This is a genomic window from Falsiroseomonas oryzae, assembly GCF_027856955.1.
GTDB lineage: Bacteria > Pseudomonadota > Alphaproteobacteria > Acetobacterales > Acetobacteraceae > Falsiroseomonas > Falsiroseomonas oryzae.
The window spans coordinates 27556-45176 of the sequence record NZ_JAPSMD010000011.1 but is presented as its reverse complement, the minus strand read 5'-3'; the positions used below and the strand labels follow the sequence as shown (position 1 = coordinate 45176).

Sequence of the window (17621 nt, the reverse complement as noted above, 5' to 3'; positions counted from 1 at the left end):
CAGCGCCAGGCCGCGACCGCGCCGGGCCGGCGGCAGATCGCGGCGGCGCCGACCAGCACGACGCGGTCGGGCCGCGGCACGTCGGGCTGCTGGAAGCGCTGCACCACATGCATCGGGCCCCAGGTCATGTTCTCGACCTGCACGCCCGGCAGCCGGGCGCGCAGCCCGGCCATCAGCGCGGGCCCCAGCGGGAAGGATCGCGGCAGGGTCGAGAAGCCGACGATCCCAATCAGCGTCCCGCCGGTCCAGGGAGTCTCGACCTCCGTCTCAATCAATGCCGCAGGCACAGGTGGTCACCTCGCGCGTCACGACGCGGTCGGAGCCCTCGACCATCACGTGCGTGGTGCAGGGCATGCAGGGATCGAAGCTGCGCAGGGCACGGAGGATGTCGATGCCCTGGAAGTCGTCGGCGGATGTGAACCGCGTCTCGATGATCGGCGTGTTCATCACGGCCTGCTCATAGGGTCCGGGATCGCCCCAGGGCGTGCGCGGGCAGGCATTCACCGTGGACGGCGTGACGATCTGGTAGTTCGCGAGGAGCCCGTCCTTGATCTCGCAATGGTGCGAGAGGAAGCCGCGGCCCGCCCCCCAGAAGCCGACGCCGATGGCGTGGCCGCTGGTCGGGATCTCGAACGGCGTGGCCACCTTCGTCTCACCGCGCTTCTGCAGGTCGAGCGCGCGGACGAAGTTCTCCATCGTGACCATGAGGTTGAAGGCCACGGCGTAGGCGCGCGCGCGGTTGCGCTCGAAGGCGTTCCAGACGGAGGGCACCTTCCACTCCGCGACGCCGGCGGGCAGCGCCGCGCCCTTCGCCAGGTTGAGCCGCAGGCTGTTGCCGGTGGAGGCTACGTATTCGCTGGCGGGCAGCTTCTGCGCCACCGCGCTGAGATAGACGCGCGCATAGGCGCCGGCCTCGAACACCTTGCGGTCCCAGGTCGGCGTGGTGGACCAGGAATAGCGTTCCTTCCAGTTCTGCGCGCCCGGGCGGGGGATCGTCGTCTTGTTCCAGGGATGGTTGGGGCTGAGCGGATTGCCCAACGGGTCGGTCTTGAACGGATAGTCCTGCCAGGTCTCGTAGTAGGAATGCTCGACGAATTCCTCAAGCCCGACATTGATGTCGGTGAGCCGGGTGGTCACCAGCTTGCCGTCCACCAGCACTCCCGGTGTGGACCAGCGCTTCTCGCCCCAGGCGTTGCAGTTGGCGTAGGTCGCGTCGTAGTGGTCCTCGTGGTCCCACTGGCCGAGGTCGATCATCGTCGCCGGCAGCTTCCCGCAGTCGGCATACTTCGGATCGCATTCCAGGAAGAAGTCGAACACGTCGTCCCAGATCGCGATGCACTTCTTCGCGTAGTCGAAGAACTGCGAGATCTTGAGGTAGAACTCGTTGAAGGTGGTCGTCGTGATGGTCGTCGTCACGCCGCCGGGGATGATCGTCTCGGGGTGGGGGTATTTCCCACCGAGCAGCACATAGGCCTCGCGCGCCACGCGGGTCATCTGCAGCGCCTCGAGGTAGAGCTTCCCGGTCAGCGGATTGAGGTCGGTCATGAGCGCGCCCATGGTCGCATAGCCATGGATCGCGCGGCCGCGCGCCGGCGCCGTCTCCGCCTTCGCCCAGATCTCCGGGTTGGTCTGCTTCACCAGCGTCTCGGAATAGTCGGGGCCGGAGAGTACGAAAAGATGCAGTGGGTTGTCGTAGAGGTATTCGCAGGACAGCAGCAGGTTGCGCACCACGATGCCCATCGGCGGCGGCTTGATGCCGAGCGCCATCTCGATCGACAGCGCCGAGGCCGTGGAGTGCACGCCGCCGCAGACGCCGCAGGCGCGCGACGAGATGAAGGCGGCGTCGCGGGGATCGCGGCCGCGCAGGATCACCTCGTAGCCGCGGAACAGCGTCGCCATGGAGTTGGTGTCGACGATGCGGCGGTTCGGTAGGTCCACGGTGGAATGGAAGGCCAGCGCGCCGGCGACGCGTGTCACCGGGTCGTAGTCGATGTCCACCAACTGTCCGTTGCGCGCGGCGATGGCCTTCAGCACCTCCTGCCGCTGCTCGGGCGTGCGCACCTGGTATTCATAGGGGTTGCGCACGCCGGGCTTGAGCCGGGCGATGCCGTTGGCATCGAACTCGATAGGCAGGTTCTCGAAGCACATGGGCTGTCTCTCAGCCGCGCTTCAGCGCGGCGGCAATGGTGCCGAGGCTTGTCGCCGTACCGCCGAGCGGCGGCAGCAGCGCGGCAAGTCCCGCATTGATGGCGTCTATCCTGCCGTTGAGCGGCACGGAGTGGTCGCGGATCGCCGTCAGCCCGCCGGCCAGCGCCTCCAGGTGGTCGCCGGCGCGCTTCAGCGCGCCGTAGATGCCGATCAGGTGGTAAGCAACGACGGCGACGATCACGAGCGCCAGGACCAGGGACACCACGGTAAGAAAGGTGATCATGCCGCCGCCCCCTTCGTGACGAAGGCCTCGGCCGCTGCCGCGGTCGTGGCGATGTCCTGCGCAACGGGCGCCATCGCGGCGGCGGTCGCCAGCGTCGTGTCGAGAGCCGGGATGGCCGCGGTGTTCCCAGCGATGCCCTTTCCGGCCTCCAGCATGTCGGCCATGTAGCGCTCGATGTTCTGCGCCGCCGTCAGCGCGCGCTTCAGCAGCGAGAGCGCGAGCGGCACGATGACGACGGCGACGACAACCAGCGTCACGGCCCAGATGGTGAGCGCCAGACCGCTCATGCCGCGCCTCCCTTCGTCAGCCCCTGCACGACGCGGCCGAGGGCGTCGCGCACTTCTGTCAGCCCCGCCGCGGTGCCGGCGAGCGCGACATTGATCGCGGGCGCCGTGCGCGGCAGGTGCGAGGTCTCCCGCTCGATTGCGCGCAGGCCGAGGCGCAGCTTGGCAAGGTAGCTGTCGCCCTTGCCGCCGATCGCCTCGAGCAGCGCGACGATGCGGACCAGCCCCCAGGCAACGGTGCCGAGGAAGGCGAGCGCCGCGAGACAGCTCAGCAGCGTCAGCAGCGTGGTCATCGCGGCGCTCCGTTCACATGCGCGTCGAGCGCCTTCACATGGCCCAGGATGCGGCCGGCGCGGCCGGCGATGCGCTCCGTCGCCTCCTGCGTGCGGTGCAGGTTGGCGAGGTGGATGGTGTTGTTCGCCACGCGCTGGCCGTGCGCCCAGATCTCGGCGCAGCCGGCCTCGATCGCCTCCGCGGTGCGGATGACCTGCAGCAGCAGGAAGGCGACGACGCCGGTCACCACCAGCGCAAGGACGATGGCGAGGAACCACATCACGCGGCCTCCTTCCCTGCAGCGCCGGTCAGCGCCGCGGCGACCTCGCCGGCGTTGCGGTCGATCGCCTGGGCGCCCTCCAGGATCTGGCCGGCGACCTGGTTGGTCTGGGTCAGCGCCCAGATGCTGCGGGTGTTGGCGTCGATCTCACCGACCAGCCCGACGGCGGCGCCGGCCAGCTTCTGGATGCGGCGCGCCTGCATCAGGATGCCGATGAGCAGCGCGGCGACCACCGCCACCACGAGGCCCGCTACGACGAAGCCAAGGGTCCACCACATGGCCGCCTCCTATTCCGCCGCCTGGCGCGTCGGCCGGTTGCGCAGATAGGCGCTGGCCGAGGCCTGCAACTCCTTCTGCCGCGCCGAGCCTGGCTCGAAGCGCGTGCCCTGCGCCTTGAGCTTGTCGTAGAAATAGCTGACCGCGCGCTCAAGCGGCCGAGCCTCTCCGCGCACCTTGGCCCAGCCACTCGGCACCGCGCCCTTCTCCTTCCAGCGCGACGTCATGTTGCGGCTGTGGTTGGTGAAGTCGCGGAGATAGGACATGAAGGTGCCGGTCGTGCGGCTGACGGTGGACGACAGCAGCGCGCCTGGCGGGCGCTTGTAGAAGGGCGCGAAGGCGTCGGGGAAACCGGGCATGGTGCAGCCGATGCAGATGCCGCCCGTGTTCATGCAGCCGCCATTGTGGCCAAGCGCGCCGCGGCTGACCATGTTGCACTGGACCACGGGGCCCCAGCAGCCGAGTTCCACCAGGCATTCCTGGTCGCCGTATTCCTCGGCGAACTTGCCTTCCTCGTAGTTGCCGGCGCGCACGCAGCCGCGGTGGACGGTATTCTTGAACATCCAGGCGGGACGGCCGAGCTCGTCGAATTCCGGCAGCGGGCCGACGCCAGCGAGGAACATCAGGATGGATGCGATGGTCTCGGTGATGTTGTCGCCGACCGGTGCGCAGCCCGGGATGTTGATCGGCGGCAGGCCGAGCTGGCTGAGGTAGTCCTTGCCCAGGTAGTCCATCACCGACATCGCGCCGGTGAGGTTCCCCGCCGCGGCGGGGATGCCGCCCCAGGTCGCGCAGGTGCCGACCGCGATGACGGCCGCAGCGCCCGGCGCGAGGTCGCGCAGCCAATGGGCGGTCGGGATGGGCTGGTGCGTCTTCTCGTCCATGCCCATCGCGGACCAGTAGCCGCCGAAATCGCCGGCGATGCTCTCGTCGGCGACCGAGCCCTCCTGCAGCACCACATAGGGCGCGCCGAGCTTGCCGGCCTTGGCCAGGTGGTGCGCCTTCATGAACTCCTTGCCGGCGGTGACCGACAGCACGGGATGGTGCAGCACGATCTTCGGCAGGCCCGGGATGGTCCCGGTCATCAGCTGCTCGACCGTCGGGTTCTGCGCGCCGGTCGCGGCGATGGAGCAGCCGTCGCAGCTCATCCCCGCCAGCCAGAAGGCGTGCACCTCGGTGATCGGACCTGCGTCGAGCGTGAAGCGCGGCAGGTAGCGCGCCGCCGGGGGACCATTGCCGTCCGCCATCTCGTCCTCAACCGCCGGGAACCGCCCGGTTCGCGCGGATGCTGCGCTTTGCCCCTAGGGCAACGTCAAGGACTTCCTCGCTGGCCCCCGCCGAGGAAGGCATCGCAGACCACGGCGGCGCTCGCCGCTGGCGGGGCGTCGAACACCGCCATCAGCCGCGCCTCCAACTCGTCCCGCCGTCCCTGCAGCACGGCGATCTGCAGCGCCGTCTCCTGGATCTTCTGGTCGAGCTCGGAGGCGAGGCGCGCGCGCATGCCCGGCCCGTCCGCCACGGCCAGCAGCGCGCGCACCGCCGGCAGCGGGAAGCCGAGCGCGCGCAGCTTCACCGCGAGCCGCACGCGCTGCGCCGCATCCAGCGGGTAGCGCCTGTAGCCGTTGTCGCCACGTTCGGCCGCCGGCAGCACGCCGAGCTTCTCGTAGTGGCGCAGCGTCTTCGGCGTGACGCCGAGCGAGGCCGCCAGCTCTCCCACCAGCAGCCCGCGGCGGGGCTCAGGCCCGCGCGGCTGCGCCATCGCCGGAGCCCGGCACGGCAGGGGGCACGGCGAGCGCCGCGATCCTGTCGGCGATGTCACGGATGGCGCGAATGCCGACCGACGTCGGCGCGTGGTCGTAGGGTGATTTCCCCTGCTGCTCGGCCTTCGCGAAATCCTCGTCCCAGGGCACCTCGCCGATCACCTCGAGGTCGTGCTTGGCGCAGAAATCGGCGATCGCGGCCCGGTCCTCCTCGCCGCGCGCCTTGTTGGAAACGACCTTCACGAAGGGGATGTTCAGCTCGCGCGCCAGCTCGCAGGTGCGCAGCGCGGCCTCGAGCGAGCGGTAATAGGGCTCCGCCACGACCAGCATCATGTCCACATTGCGCGCCGTGCCGCGCTTCAGGTGCTCGAGCCCGGCCTCCATGTCGGTGATGGTGTGCTCGCCGATATCGGTCAGCTCCGCGATCAGCCCGCGCACGGCGCGGTGGGAGGAGCACATGCAGCCGGTGCCGGCGGTGCCATGCGCCGGCTTGCCCATGACGATCAGGTCGATGCCATCATTCGCGCGGACGGCGAACTTCTCCATCAGCGCGTCGTTGCTCATCGTCGGCTCGAGCTTCGAATTGCCGGCCTCGTCCTTCACCAGGGTCATGATGCTGGGCGGGATGTAGGTGATGCGGTCGGCGGCATCTGGCGTCATGCCGAGCGTCAGCGCCAGGTTGGGGTTGGGGTCCCCGTCGATGGCGACGATCCGCTGTCCGCGCTCGGCGAAGATGCGGGCCAGCGTTCCGGCCAGTGTGGTCTTGCCGCTACCGCCCTTGCCCACCGTCGCGATCTTCATCGTCCTGGCCTCCCCGCATCGCCTTGACTTTGGCCGCATCGGGCCGGCCAGATCAAGCCGCATGGAGAAGCTACCGCTCGTCCTGCTCACCGGCTTCCTCGGCGCCGGCAAGACCACCTGCCTCAACGCCGCCCTAGCGGCGCGCGACGCTACGGGCGTCGTCGTGCTGGTGAACGAGTTCGGCGCGGTGGACGTGGACGGGATGCTGCTGCCCGCCGCCAACCGCGCCGGCGCGCTGGTCGAGCTGACCAATGGCTGCATCTGCTGCACCATCCAGGGCGACCTGCTCGCCGCGCTGGAGGCGCTGCTGCGCTTCCGCGCGGAGGCGCCGGGGCGCGCCCGCCTTGCCGTGCTGGAGACGACGGGCCTCGCCGATCCGGGCGCGATCCTTGCCACGTTAGCCCGCGCGGCCTCGCTGCGCGGTGGGGTCGCCGTGGCGCGAGTTGTGACGGTCTGCGACGCGCCGGGGCTGGCCGATCAGCGGGCGCGCTTTCCCGTCGCCGAACGGCAGATCGGCGCGGCGGATGCAATCCTGCTCACCAGGACGGAGACGATGCCGGCCGCGGCGCTTGCCGCGCTGCGCGATGAACTCGCCGGCGCCAACCCGCTCGCCGAGATCCGAGCGGTGTCGCCGGAGTCGCTCGATCCTCGCCTGCTGCTCGGCCCCTGGCCGGCGGCCTCGGCGCATCGGCCACCCGCGCCATCCCCGGCCTTCGCCGCCGCGCGCGTGCCGGCGCCGCGCCGCGCCGAGCCGGTGGCGGAGTCCTTCGTCGTCCGCCCTGCGGCGCCGCTCGACGCAGACAGGCTGCGGGATGCGCTATCCTTCCTCGCGCTGCGCCATGCCGAACGGCTGCTGCGCTGCAAGGGCGTGATCCGCATCGCTGGTGAGCCGCATCCCGTGCTGCTTCAGGGCATGCGCGACGTCATGCGCACCAGCCGCGCACCGGACGGCGCCGCACTGGCCGAGGGCGATTGCGGCGCACTCGTCTTCATCGGCCTCGGCCTGCCCGAGGCGGCGATCCGCGCCGACCTCGCGCGCTGCGAGGCGCCCGGCTGAGAGCCCGGAGGCTAGGCCCCGACCGGCAGGACGGTGACGGTGACCGACATAGGCGCCGGATCCTCCTCGCCCTCCATGGCCACGAGCTCATGGTCGCCCGGCGCCTGCGGCGCTGGAATAGCGATCTCGAAATTGCCTTGCGCGTCGATCGTCACCGTTGCCGCGACGCTGCGCGCGGACGCCCAGACCAAGGTGACGGGCCGCTCGCCGCCCTCGAAGCCGTAGCCATAGCCGCGGATCAGCACCATTTGGCCGGGCTTCGCCGGCTCCACATGGCTGAGTTGGCCGCAGGCCGAGGCGGCACCGGCGGTCCCGGTCAGCGCCAAGCCGACGGCGAGGGCGAGCATCCTGGAGGCCATGGTCGTCGTTCCTCTCGGGTTCACGGGGCGAAGGCGGGATCGCGGAAGGTGCCTTCCAGCACGTATTGCATGTCGCGGAAGCGGCCCTCGTTGCCGGCCTCGCAGCCGCGCGGGTCGAAGCACATGAAGTAGCCACGGATCGTGCCGCTGCCTGTGAGCTGCGCGTAGCGGCCGGAACCGCCGGTGATGCGGAAGGTGCCGCTGAAGATCGTCTCCTCCGCGGTCCGCCGGTCCGCGGTGGCGGCGAAGGCGATGTCGATGCGGTCGCGCTCGGCGTCCGGCCTGCCGTCGGTGGTCGGGCCGGGGCGCAGCTGGCAGACGGTCAGCGCGATGGTGCCGCGCATGGCGCCCCGCTCTACGGTGAAGGCGAAGGGGTGCGAACGCGTGGAGGCCGGCGAGCGGCTGCCCGGGATCAGCCCGTTATAGGTCGGCAGGTTGGTGCCGATGTTGTTCATCGGCGCGTTGCCGGAGCAGGGGATGGCCCGGTAGGTGAAGCTGCCGTCGGAGCGCCCGTCCCAGGGCAGCACCTCGGCATTGGCGGGCCAGTTGTGGGTGTGGACCATCGCGGCCAGGCCGAAGCTGCCCTCGGCGCCGCTCGCGCGGGCTGGTCCGGACGGGGCCGCAAGGGCGGCGAGGGCTGCCAGGCACAGGGCGCGAAAGACGATCCGCAAGGTCCCACTCCGGGTTGCGGGCGCCACCCTGCCCCAGCCATCGGGGCGGAGGCAATGCCCAAGGCGGCTCGCGGTCAGCCTTCGCGCGCCGCGGCATCGCCAGCCAGCGCCACCAGCACGGTGGTCAGGCAGATCGCCGCGACCGGGAAGGCCCACATCCACCACGCGTCGTCGAGGAAGGGATAGCCCGCGGCGATCAGCCGGCCCCAGCTGGTCCGCTCCGGATCGCCGAGACCGACGAAGGCGAGCGTCGCCTCGGCCAGGATGGCGCCGCCGAAGATCACCCCTGCCGCCGGCGCGACCACCGCGCCCAGTTGCGGTAGCAGGTGCCGCCGCGCCAGCCGCCACGGCCCGCAGCCCAGCGCCAGGGCGGCGCGGAAGAAGGGCAAGCGGCGCAGCGTCAGCGTCTCGGCCCGTACCAGCCGCGCGATCACCGTCCAACGCGTCAGCCCGAGCACCAGTGCGACCAGCAGTGCCGAGCCGCCGAAGAAGGCCGCGACGAGCACGGCGAGCAGCAGCGTGGGCAGGCTGGCCACCACATCCGTCGCCCGCATCAGCGCCTCGTCGAGCGCGACCGGGCCAAGGCCGGCGGCGACGCCAACCAGGATGCCGAGTCCGGAGGCGAGCGCGAGGGCCACCAGCCCTACCAGCAGAGAGGTCCGCGCGCCCTGCGCCACCGCCATCAGCATGTCGCGGCCGAGGTCGTCGGTGCCGAAGGGATGCGCCGCGCCCGGCGGCAGGAAGGGGCGCGTCATCGGCAGCGCCTGGATGCCGCCCGCCGGCGCCAGGGCCAGCAGCAGGACCAGCAGGAGCACGAGCCCGAGCAGGCAGGCGGGCGCCGCGCGGCTCACGACGCCTCCCGCTGGCGCGGGTCGAGCCAGAGCTGCAGCAGGTCCACCGCAAGGTTCGCCAGCACGATCGCCAGCGCGGCGACCAGCACCACGCCGATCACGGTGGGCTGGTCGCGCGCGATCGCCGCCGTCACGGCCAGCCGGCCGAGCCCCGGCAAGGCGAAGGCCGTCTCCACCACCAGCGCGCCGCCGACCAGCGCGCCGACGCGGCTGCCGAACAGCGCCAGCAGCGGCAGCAGCGCATTGGGCAGGGCGTGGCGCAGGCGCACGGTCGCCTCGCCGGCGCCGCGCGCCCGCGCGGTGGTGACGTAGAGCCGGCCGAGTTCCTCGCGCAGCCGGGCGCGCGTCAGCAGCGCGACGAAGCCGAACTGGCCGAGCCCGAGGGCCGCAATCGGCAGGGCGAGGTGGCGCGCCCGGTCGGCCAGCAGCCCCGCCAGCCCCTCGGGCGGGGCGCGCGGATTCTCGAGCCCCTGGATCGGCAGGAGGCCAAGCCCGACGGCGAAGACCAGCACGAGAAGCTGCGCGACGAGATAGACGGGCAGCGCCTGGACCAGGGCGAAGGTGGCGACTGCGGCCCGCCCGCCTTTCCGCGCCGCCGTGGCAGCGCCGAGCAGCAGCCCGAGCAGCATGGCAAGCAGCGCGGCCGACAGCGTGAGCACCAGCGTCACGCCGAGCCGGTCGCCGATCAGAGCCGTGACCGGCGCCTGCGCGCGGAAGGAGAAGCCGAGGTCGCCGCGGGCCAGACGCAGAAGCCATTCGACGTAGATGACGGCGAGCGGCCGGTCGGTGCCCTGGATGCGCGCGATTTCCTCGACCAGGCCGGGCGCGCCGAAATCGCCGCCGAGCGCCACGGCCGGGCTGCCGGGCGCGAGATGCGCCAGGACGAAGGCGATGGTGGCGGCGACCAGCAGCGTCGGGACCGCCAGCAGCAGGCGGCGGATCAGCAGGCGCCGCATCGCGCGCCGGTCAGCGCAGCCGCTGCGCGCCCTCGGCGAAGCTCCCGCTCCAGGGCGCGAAGCCCCGGAAGGCGTCGCGCCAGGCGGTGGTGAGGTTCGCCTCGACCAGCCACCAATAGGGCAGCTCGGCGGCCAGGATGCGCTGCGCCGCGCGGTAGTGCTCGCCGCGCACCGCCTCGTCCATCGTCGCGCCGGCGGCGGCGAAATGCCGGTCCACCTCGGCATTGCGGAAGGCCGCAGCGTTGGAGAAGGGCACGCTACCGATATTCGTGCTGTCGTACATCCGCCGCACGCCGATCGCAGGGTCGAGGCCGTTGCAGTAGGAGACGAGCGTGGTGTCGAAGTAGCGCCGCGCGAAGACCGCCTCGCCGAGCCCGGCGGCGTCCACGAAGCGCGCGCGCAGCCCGATGCCGACCTGCGCAAGTTGCTGGCGCATCAGCTCAGCATAGCGGGTGAAGGTGGCATAGAGGAACATGTCGATCGAGAAGCGCTCGCCATTCGCGCCGCGCGGGTGCCCCGCCTCGTCCAGAAGGCGGTTGGCCAGCGCCGGGTCGATGGGATGCGCGGCGAGCGCGCCAGGCAGGTGCGCCCAGGGGATGCCGCTCGAGATCGGCGCCTCCGCCACCCGGCCGCGGCCGAACAGGATGAGGTCGAGCATCTGGTTGCGGTCCATTGCGGCGGCGATGGCGCGGCGCACGCGCAGATCGGCCAGGGTGGGCCGTTCCAGGTTGAACGCCAGCGTCATGATGCAGTTCGACCCGCCGGCTCCGCCGCGCGTGTCCACCAGCGTAATCCCGCGGTTCTGCAGACGGCGCACGTCGGAGGCGGCGACTCGCACCAGGTAGTCCACCTCGCCGGCGAGCAGCGCCTGGATCTGCGTGTTGGCGTCCGGGATGACGCGGAACACAAGCCGGTCGAGATGCGGCAGGCCGGCCTTGAAATACGCCGGGTTGCGGACGAGCACGACGCTGTCGTCCTGGCGGTAGCTCTCGAAGCGGAAGGGGCCGGAGCCGACGGGGCGGAGGTTCGCCGGATGCTGGTTGGCGTCGCCCTCGGCATAGACGTGGCGCGGCAGGATCGGCGCCTCCAGCACGTCGAGTTGGCGGAGCAGCGGCGCATGCGGGCGGCGCAGGCGGAAGACGACGGTGCGCGCTTCCGGCGCGTCGATGCTCTCGACCGCCGGCGCCAGGCCCGCGCGGGTGCGCGCATGGAAGCGGAACAACAGGTTCTCGAAGGTGAACTTCACATCCTCGGCCGTTACCGGCTGGCCGTCATGCCAGCGCGCATCGGGCACGAGGGTGAAGGTCACCCGAAGGCCGTCGGGCGCGATGGTCCAGGACTGCGCGAGATCGGGCCTGGGCGTGCCCGTCTCGTCGAGGCTGATGAGGCCGTTGAAGATGGAGCCGGCGATCTGCTGGACCGGCGCGCTGGTGGTGATGGCGGGGTTGAGATGCCCAGGGTCCGAGGGCACGGCGACCACCGCGGTGCCTCCGCGGAGCTGGGCGCTCGCGAAGGGCGCGGACAGAACGAGGACGAGCATTGCCACGACGAGTCGGACAGGGGACACCCTCGCCTCCCAGGATGGATTGCGACTACGATGACGGAGGCACCGCCTTGCTGTCCACAGTCGCCGTGGCGTCGGTACGGGCGATCAGTTGGACGCGTTTGCCCAGGCCGCCCGTCGAACGCGCGAGACGTGCCTCGAGGTCACGCAGTCGGGTCCCGCCTCGCATACGACAGCATCTGGAGTTGCCCCGCTTCCGTAACCGGGTGAACTCCAACTGCAGGGAACGAAATTCTCTGAGCGTAGCCCTGGCGGAGGGAGTGCGCCCGGACTCGGCCGTCCGGTGACCTGTAGTCTTGGAGAGCGGCAGCTCATAACGAAGGGCAAAGCGCCGCTGACCAGGCGCTGCGTCCGTCGGCGGCGTAAAAACCGTGTAGATGCGGCCTACTGGATGCGAACTGTCGCGGCAGCGCCGGCGTCCAGAGTCGCGTCAGGCGCAATTGCCCCGTGGTTCACGAGCATGTACGCAATGATCGCCCACTTCTGCTCGTCGGTAAGGCGCGTCGGGTCGTCGAAGGGCATCATCATCTGGTTGTACTCGAAAAGCCCGAGTGCATTGTTGAACTTCGCGATCTGCGTCCGCTCCCCCCAGATCGGCGTCTGGAAGCCGGCACCGCGCCGGCCGTCATCACCGTGGCAAGCGGCGCAGTTCTCAGCATAGAGGCGCTGCCCTTCTGCCACCTGGGGCGACAGGGCCGGCTGACCGGTTGCGGCTGACGCGGCAAGGGCGAGCACGGCCAGCGCCGGCATCGCCAGGATCATGACACGCATGTCTTCGGTTCTGCTTCTCGTGACGGTGACGGCGATGGCGCCGGGGGCGAGATCGCGAGGCGCCGCCCCCGGCTCCTTCTTCAGGCGACCTCAACCCGGAACTTCGGAATTGCCCAGTTCGCCATGCCGAGCGTGTTCAGCGGCACGCTTTCGGGCTGCGCCGTGCCTGCATTGTCGGTCGTGCGCGTCTCGATGACGTGCTGGCCCGCCGTTGCATCCCATGGCAGCGAGAAGCGCACCCAGGTATACTTGCCGAGGTTGGGCTGGCGGATCTCGGCACGCTGCCAGCTGCCGCCGTCGATCCGCACCTCCACTTGGCGCACGCCGTGCTGCGGCGCCCAGGCATAGCCGGTCAGCTCCTGCCGCCCGGCCACGAGCCGGGGCACCTGGCCGCGCTGCAGCGGGTAGTTGGCCGGCACGGAGGGCGACTTCTCCAGCACGAGCGGGACGGTGATGAAGGATTTCGGCGGCATCCAGGTGACCATCGGGCCCTGAATGTCGTCCGGCCCGACGCCGATGAACTCGTCCTCGGTCGCGCTGAACTCGGGGCGCTGATAGGTGGGCCCGATGAACACTTCCCCACGCGTGTTGAGGCGGCACCAGACGCGCTTGTCGGTGACGCGGATCTCGGTCAGCCACTTGATCGAGGCAGTGCCGCCCCAGCCGGGCACGACCATGCGCACCGGTGCGCCATGGTCGGGGATCAGCGGGTTGCCGTTCATCGCGAAGCACACGCCCATGTCGTGCTGCATCGCGGCGACGTCGCTGTAGGGCATTGGGCGCCCCATGTCGTTGCCGTCCACACCCGACCAGAACAGCACCGTGCGCGCGCCCGGCTTGATGCCGACGCGGGCGAAGATCTCGCTCATCGGCACGTATTGCCATTCCGCCTGGCCGACCGCGCCGAGCACCCAGTTGCCGCCTGCGACCTGCTGGCCAGTCAGCCCGTCCTGCTCCCAGAACAGCGTGCGGCCGTTGCCATGGCATTCCATGGTCGCGATGATGGTGCGGCTGCGCATGCCGAGCAGATCATTGTAGGTCAGCTCGACCGGCCGCTCGACCGAGGCGCCGTGGATGCGGAGCTTCCAGTTCTCGCGCGCGAGCACAGGACGGGTCTCGACGGTCGGCGTCGGGTAGTGGTTGCGGACGTAGAACTCCTCGACCGGGGTCATGAAGGTCTTGAAGTTCCAGTAGTTGCCCGACCGGACCGTGGCGCCGATGTTCAGCACGCGGCTGTCGTCCTTGACGATTGCGCGGCGCGCCGGCGCGGCGGCGGGTGCGGCAGGCGCCGTCTGGGCCGAGGCCGGCTTCGCCCCGGGGATGGTCATGGCGGCTGCGCCGAAGGCGGCGGCCGAGACGAACAGGGACCGGCGCTGCGTATTGGTGCCATGGCGCAGCACCTCGGTTGCGAGCGCATCGGCTTGCGCGCGCTCCCTGATTTCGCGCTTGCTGTCGGACATGCCTCGTTCCTCCCTCTCGCGGCCGGCCATCGGCTTCGCTGGAGGGCGCAAGGCAACGCCCGTGCCACGCTGCACCGGCAAGTGCGGCATCCCAGGACGTTGATTTCGCTCGCCGGAGGCGCGGGGTGAGTCCGGCTTTCTGGACTCGGCCTTCGCTGTGGTCCGAACCGCCGGACCGGCTCAGCCGCCCTCGCCGCGTAGGCCAAGCCGGCGCAGCTTCTCGAACAGGGTCGAGCGCGAGACCTGCAGCCACTCCGCCGCCCGTGTCACGTCGCCGCTGGTCGCGGCCAGCGCCGCCGCGATGGCGCGCCGCTCCGCCGCGTCGCGCGCATCGGCCAGGGTTGGCACCGGCGCGTCGGCCCGGCCCGGAGAGGCCCGCTCGGGAAACAGGTCGGCGGCCGTGACCAGCTCCCCCTCCGCGAGGGCGGCCGCGCGCTCGACGCGGTTGCGCAGCTCGCGGACATTGCCCGGGAAGTCGTGCGCCATCAGCGCGTCCTCCGCGAGCGTCGTGAAGCCGCGGAGCGGCCGCGCAAAGCCGTCCGCGAACTCGCCGAGGAAGCGGCGCGCCAGCGGCATCACATCCTCGCGCCGCTCGCGCAGCGCCGGCAGCGCGACGCGGATCACGGCGAGGCGGAAGAACAGATCCTCGCGGAAGCGTCCCTCGGCGACGCGCGCATCGAGGTCGGCATTGGTAGCGGCGACGACCCGCGCGCGGAAGGGCAGGTCGCGTTCGCCGCCCAGCCGACGGAAAACCCGCTCCTGCAGCAGCCGCAGCAGCTTTGCCTGAAGCGGCGCCGGGAGCTCCGCCACCTCGTCCAGGAACAGCGTGCCGCTGCCGGCCTGCTCCGCCAGGCCCTCGTGCCGCGCGGCGGCGCCAGTGAAGGCGCCGCGCTCATGACCGAAGATCTGGCTCTCCAGCAGCTCGGCCGGCAGCGCTGCGCAGTTCGTGGCGACGAAGGGCAGCCGCGCGCGAGGGCCCTCCCCATGCAGCAGCCGCGCCGCGACCTCCTTGCCGGACCCGCTCGGCCCGGTGAGCAGCACAGTGCTGTCGATCGGCGCCACGCGGCGCAGCACGCGCTCCACCGCAAGGATCGCGGGTGCCTCGCCGAGCAAAGATCCGTCGCTCCGCTGCCAGCGGGACGCGAGCAGGGCCTCCAGCCGGCGCAGCAGCGCCTCGATGTCGAAGGGCTTGGTCATGTAGTCGGCCGCCCCGGCCTGCATCAGCCGGACGGCCTGCGCGATGTCGCCATGGCCGGTCACGAACAGGACCGGTGCCTGGCCGCAAGGCAGCGCGAGCGCGCGGTGCACCTCCTCGCCGCTCATGTCGGGCAGGCGGATGTCGCAGATCACCGCGTCTGGCGCCACGCGCGACAGCGCGCGCACTGCTTCGCCGCCGGTGCGAAACCAGCTCGTGCGATATCCCTCCACCGCCAGCCAATCGGCGACCGACTGGCCCATGACGGGGTCGTCCTCGATCAGCGCCACATGCGGCGCCGGGTCAGGCTGCGGCAGGGAGGTTCGCGCTACGCTCGGCATCGGGGATCCGGATGGTGACATGGGAGCCGGGCGGACCGGCAAGGTGCACGCTTGCGTCGAGCTCCCGCACCAGGCGCGCGACGGTCCAGAGGCCAAGGCCGCCGGCCTGCGGCACCTGCTCTTCGCGCCCGTCGAGCAGCAGCCTGCGCGCGTGGCCCGGCAGGCCGGGCCCCTCGTCGGCGACCACAAGAGTCAGCGTGCCGGCCGCGACGCCGGCGCGCACCGTCACGCGGCCGCCCGGCGGCGAGGCGGCGCAGGCGTTGAGCAGCAGGTTCAGCGCGATCTGCCGCACCGCCTGGGCCGGGGCAGGAAAGCTGCCCTCGATCCCCTGCTGCCAGTCGAGGACCAGTTCGCGGCGCCGCGCCTCGCTCTCGATCAGCAGGCGGAGGTCGTCGATGTCGGCTGCCGAGACCGGCCGCGCATCCGACTCGCCGCGCCACAGGATGAGGGAGGCACGAACGATGTTGTGGATGCCTGTAAGCCCGCGTTCGAGCAGAGACGCCGCGCGCTGCCGCCGTTCCGGATCGTCGCCGTGGCGCTGGATCATGCGCACCGCGTTGAAAAGGCCGCCGAGCGGGTTGTTGACCTCATGCGCCATCGCCGAGGCGTAGCGGCCGACCAGCGCGCGCCGTTCCTCCTCGGCAAGCCGGGTCAGCAGCGCCTCGCGCTCGGCGATCGCTGCGGCGGCGGCGTTGTAGCGCCGGAAGGCGCGGCCGGCCTCGGTATCGGCAGCCGGCAGCTCGGCCTCGGGGATCGGGTCCAGCCTGCCTTCGGCGGCGCGGCCGAGACGCTCCGACAGCCGCAGCACCGGGCGCAGCATGCGGCGCACCAGCAGCCAGCCGAGGATCGCGAAGAGCACCGTGAGCGCCGCGTTCACGCCGACCAGCGCGAGCAGCGTGGCCCGCCGCTCGGTCGCGAGCGCGGTCACGTCCACCTCCGCGGCGATCCGCCCGACCGGCATGCCACCCTCGCTGACGGCGCGGTGGATCCAGGCCGTGGCGGCACCGGGCGCGAGGTGGAGCGGCGCCGGGCCCGCCTCGCTGGGCGCCGCCGCGCCGAGCGGATGGCGGACCGGATCGGAGGCGGCCAGCACCGTGCCGTCCGGCAGCACGACGAGCACACGCAGCGCACCGACGCCGCGATAGCGCGCGCGAGAGCGGTCGAGCGCGTCGAACGCCTCCCACGGGTCGCGGCGGATCATCGCGGGCAGCAGCGCCGTGGATAGCCCGTCGAGATAGGCGCCGCTGAGTTCCTCGAAATGCGTGGCCTGCGTTGCCTCGAGCCGGACCAGGACGAGCTTCGAGATGGCGCCGGCTATACCGATCATCAGCAGCGTGATCAGCAGCGGCACACGCAGCGCCAGCGGCCAGCGACGCGGTGCCAGCGCGCGCATCACCCCGCCGCCCGCGCGCGCCGGCTGAGCGCGGCGATGCCGTCGAAAAGGCCAGGCGATCCGGTCACGAATCCGTCGAGCCTGAGCGTCGCCAGGATGTCGCGCCCGTCGGCCGTCTCCGGCATGGTGAGCAGCGCGTCGCGAATGGCGCGCGCCAAGCCTGGATCGGACTGGCGGGAGGTCGCGAAGGGCGGGAACCCCATCGGGGCGGAGGCCTGCACGACGCGCGTGGCGCCCACCAGCGCCGGCTCCAGGTCGGCCATGACGTCCCAGACATAGCCGTCCACCGAACCCGACTGGGCGAGCCCGGCGGCGACCGCGCGGATCACGTTGCGATGGCCATAGGTGAAGAAGCTACGCGTGAAGAAGGCGCCCGGCGCCGTGCCGAGCTCGGCCAGCATCGCGCTGGTCACCAGAAAGCCCGAATTGCTGTCCGGGTCCGAGAAGGCGTGGAGGTCGCCGCGCAACTCCGCCAGCGTGGCGGCGCCGCGGTCCTGCCGCGCGATGAGGTAGGCGCGGTAGAGCGGCTCGCCGCGATAGAGCGGCACGGCCAGGATCTCGAGCGCATCGCGGTGCTGGACGAAGGGATAGCCGCAGATCCAGGCGGCATCGAGCTGCCCTGCGACCAGCAGGGAGGTGACCTCGCGGTAGGTCCGGCGCTTGACGACCTGCACCGGCCTGCCGAGGCGGGCCGAAATGTGCCCCTCAATCTGACGCACCAGGACGATGTCGGAATCGAGGAAGACCGGCGTCAGGCCCAGCGTGACGCTGCGCGCCGCCAGCGCCTGTGGAGCGGCGAGCGCCACCGGGGCGGCCAGCAGGGTGCGGCGACACAGGCGGCGTCGTGCCGGCAGCGCGGTGCGGCGCATCGTCTCCGTCTACCTCCCCACCCGTGTTG

Annotated in this window: 21 protein-coding genes; 1 reads left to right on the top strand and 20 read right to left on the bottom strand. The window is 71.2% G+C overall.

Annotated features, from left to right (window positions below; genetic code table 11):
* From OZN99_RS03140 to OZN99_RS03095, 10 genes are all read right to left on the bottom strand, one after another.
* The coding region (locus tag OZN99_RS03140; protein ID WP_270933710.1) for a hypothetical protein at nt 1–275 on the bottom strand (275 nt) is incomplete at its 3' end.
* The gene (locus OZN99_RS03135) at nt 268–2148 is read right to left on the bottom strand and encodes a nickel-dependent hydrogenase large subunit (protein ID WP_270933709.1); all 1881 of its coding nucleotides are present in this window, start codon (nt 2146–2148) and stop codon (nt 268–270) included. The genes OZN99_RS03135 and OZN99_RS03140, both read right to left, overlap by 8 nt.
* 10 nt (nt 2149–2158) lie before the next feature.
* Nucleotides 2159–2431 (bottom strand): hypothetical protein, encoded by a 273-nt coding sequence (locus OZN99_RS03130; protein ID WP_270933708.1) that lies wholly within the window; start codon nt 2429–2431, stop codon nt 2159–2161.
* Nucleotides 2428–2718, bottom strand: a complete 291-nt coding sequence (locus OZN99_RS03125; RefSeq protein ID WP_270933707.1) for a hypothetical protein — start codon at nt 2716–2718, stop codon at nt 2428–2430. The genes OZN99_RS03130 and OZN99_RS03125 overlap by 4 nt, the downstream gene beginning before the upstream one ends.
* Entirely contained in the window at nt 2715–3008 is a 294-nt protein-coding gene (locus tag OZN99_RS03120) for a hypothetical protein (RefSeq protein ID WP_270933706.1), read from the bottom strand. The genes OZN99_RS03125 and OZN99_RS03120 overlap by 4 nt, the downstream gene beginning before the upstream one ends.
* Nucleotides 3005–3268: a hypothetical protein gene (locus OZN99_RS03115; RefSeq protein ID WP_270933705.1), complete on the bottom strand. Its 264-nt coding sequence runs from the start codon at nt 3266–3268 to the stop codon at nt 3005–3007. The genes OZN99_RS03120 and OZN99_RS03115 overlap by 4 nt, the downstream gene beginning before the upstream one ends.
* Entirely contained in the window at nt 3268–3546 is a 279-nt protein-coding gene (locus OZN99_RS03110) for a hypothetical protein (protein ID WP_270933704.1), read from the bottom strand. Before OZN99_RS03110 ends, OZN99_RS03115 begins: the two co-directional genes overlap by 1 nt.
* Nucleotides 3547–3555: 9 nt before the next feature.
* Nucleotides 3556–4791, bottom strand: coding sequence for an NADH-quinone oxidoreductase subunit B family protein (locus OZN99_RS03105; RefSeq protein ID WP_270933703.1), 1236 nt, complete (start codon nt 4789–4791; stop codon nt 3556–3558).
* A 65-nt stretch (nt 4792–4856) separates the two neighbouring features.
* A complete protein-coding gene (locus OZN99_RS03100) occupies nt 4857–5303 on the bottom strand; it encodes a MerR family DNA-binding transcriptional regulator (protein ID WP_270933702.1) in 447 nt (148 codons plus the stop codon).
* Nucleotides 5281–6105: an ATP-binding protein gene (locus tag OZN99_RS03095; RefSeq protein ID WP_270933701.1), complete on the bottom strand. Its 825-nt coding sequence runs from the start codon at nt 6103–6105 to the stop codon at nt 5281–5283. The genes OZN99_RS03100 and OZN99_RS03095 overlap by 23 nt, the downstream gene beginning before the upstream one ends.
* A gap of 61 nt (nt 6106–6166) precedes the next feature.
* Between OZN99_RS03095 and OZN99_RS03090 the strand changes: the two genes are divergently transcribed.
* Nucleotides 6167–7162, top strand: a complete 996-nt coding sequence (locus OZN99_RS03090; RefSeq protein ID WP_270933700.1) for a CobW family GTP-binding protein — start codon at nt 6167–6169, stop codon at nt 7160–7162.
* Nucleotides 7163–7173: 11 nt separating this feature from the next.
* Here OZN99_RS03090 and OZN99_RS03085 read toward each other — a convergent pair whose 3' ends face one another.
* From OZN99_RS03085 to OZN99_RS03040, 10 genes are all read right to left on the bottom strand, one after another.
* Complete coding sequence (locus tag OZN99_RS03085; RefSeq protein ID WP_270933699.1) at nt 7174–7521, bottom strand: hypothetical protein; 348 nt, start codon at nt 7519–7521, stop codon at nt 7174–7176.
* Between the two features lie 20 nt (nt 7522–7541).
* On the bottom strand, nt 7542–8192 hold the full coding sequence (locus tag OZN99_RS03080) for a hypothetical protein (RefSeq protein ID WP_270933698.1): 651 nt from the start codon (nt 8190–8192) through the stop codon (nt 7542–7544).
* Between the two features lie 74 nt (nt 8193–8266).
* Entirely contained in the window at nt 8267–9043 is a 777-nt protein-coding gene (locus OZN99_RS03075) for an ABC transporter permease (protein ID WP_270933697.1), read from the bottom strand.
* Nucleotides 9040–9999 carry an ABC transporter permease gene (locus OZN99_RS03070; protein ID WP_270933696.1) on the bottom strand — a complete coding sequence of 320 codons (960 nt, stop codon included), beginning with the start codon at nt 9997–9999 and terminating at the stop codon, nt 9040–9042. The genes OZN99_RS03075 and OZN99_RS03070 overlap by 4 nt, the downstream gene beginning before the upstream one ends.
* 10 nt (nt 10000–10009) lie before the next feature.
* Complete coding sequence (locus OZN99_RS03065) at nt 10010–11566, bottom strand: ABC transporter substrate-binding protein (RefSeq protein ID WP_270933695.1); 1557 nt, start codon at nt 11564–11566, stop codon at nt 10010–10012.
* A gap of 381 nt (nt 11567–11947) precedes the next feature.
* Entirely contained in the window at nt 11948–12334 is a 387-nt protein-coding gene (locus OZN99_RS03060; RefSeq protein ID WP_270933694.1) for a c-type cytochrome, read from the bottom strand.
* Between the two features lie 80 nt (nt 12335–12414).
* Nucleotides 12415–13794 carry a molybdopterin-dependent oxidoreductase gene (locus OZN99_RS03055; RefSeq protein ID WP_270933693.1) on the bottom strand — a complete coding sequence of 460 codons (1380 nt, stop codon included), beginning with the start codon at nt 13792–13794 and terminating at the stop codon, nt 12415–12417.
* Between the two features lie 180 nt (nt 13795–13974).
* The gene (locus OZN99_RS03050; protein ID WP_270933692.1) at nt 13975–15330 is read right to left on the bottom strand and encodes a sigma-54-dependent transcriptional regulator; all 1356 of its coding nucleotides are present in this window, start codon (nt 15328–15330) and stop codon (nt 13975–13977) included.
* Entirely contained in the window at nt 15293–16723 is a 1431-nt protein-coding gene (locus OZN99_RS03045) for a sensor histidine kinase (RefSeq protein WP_270933691.1), read from the bottom strand. Before OZN99_RS03045 ends, OZN99_RS03050 begins: the two co-directional genes overlap by 38 nt.
* Entirely contained in the window at nt 16723–17592 is an 870-nt protein-coding gene (locus OZN99_RS03040; protein ID WP_270933690.1) for a substrate-binding domain-containing protein, read from the bottom strand. Before OZN99_RS03040 ends, OZN99_RS03045 begins: the two co-directional genes overlap by 1 nt.
* Between the last annotated feature and the right edge of the window lie 29 nt (nt 17593–17621).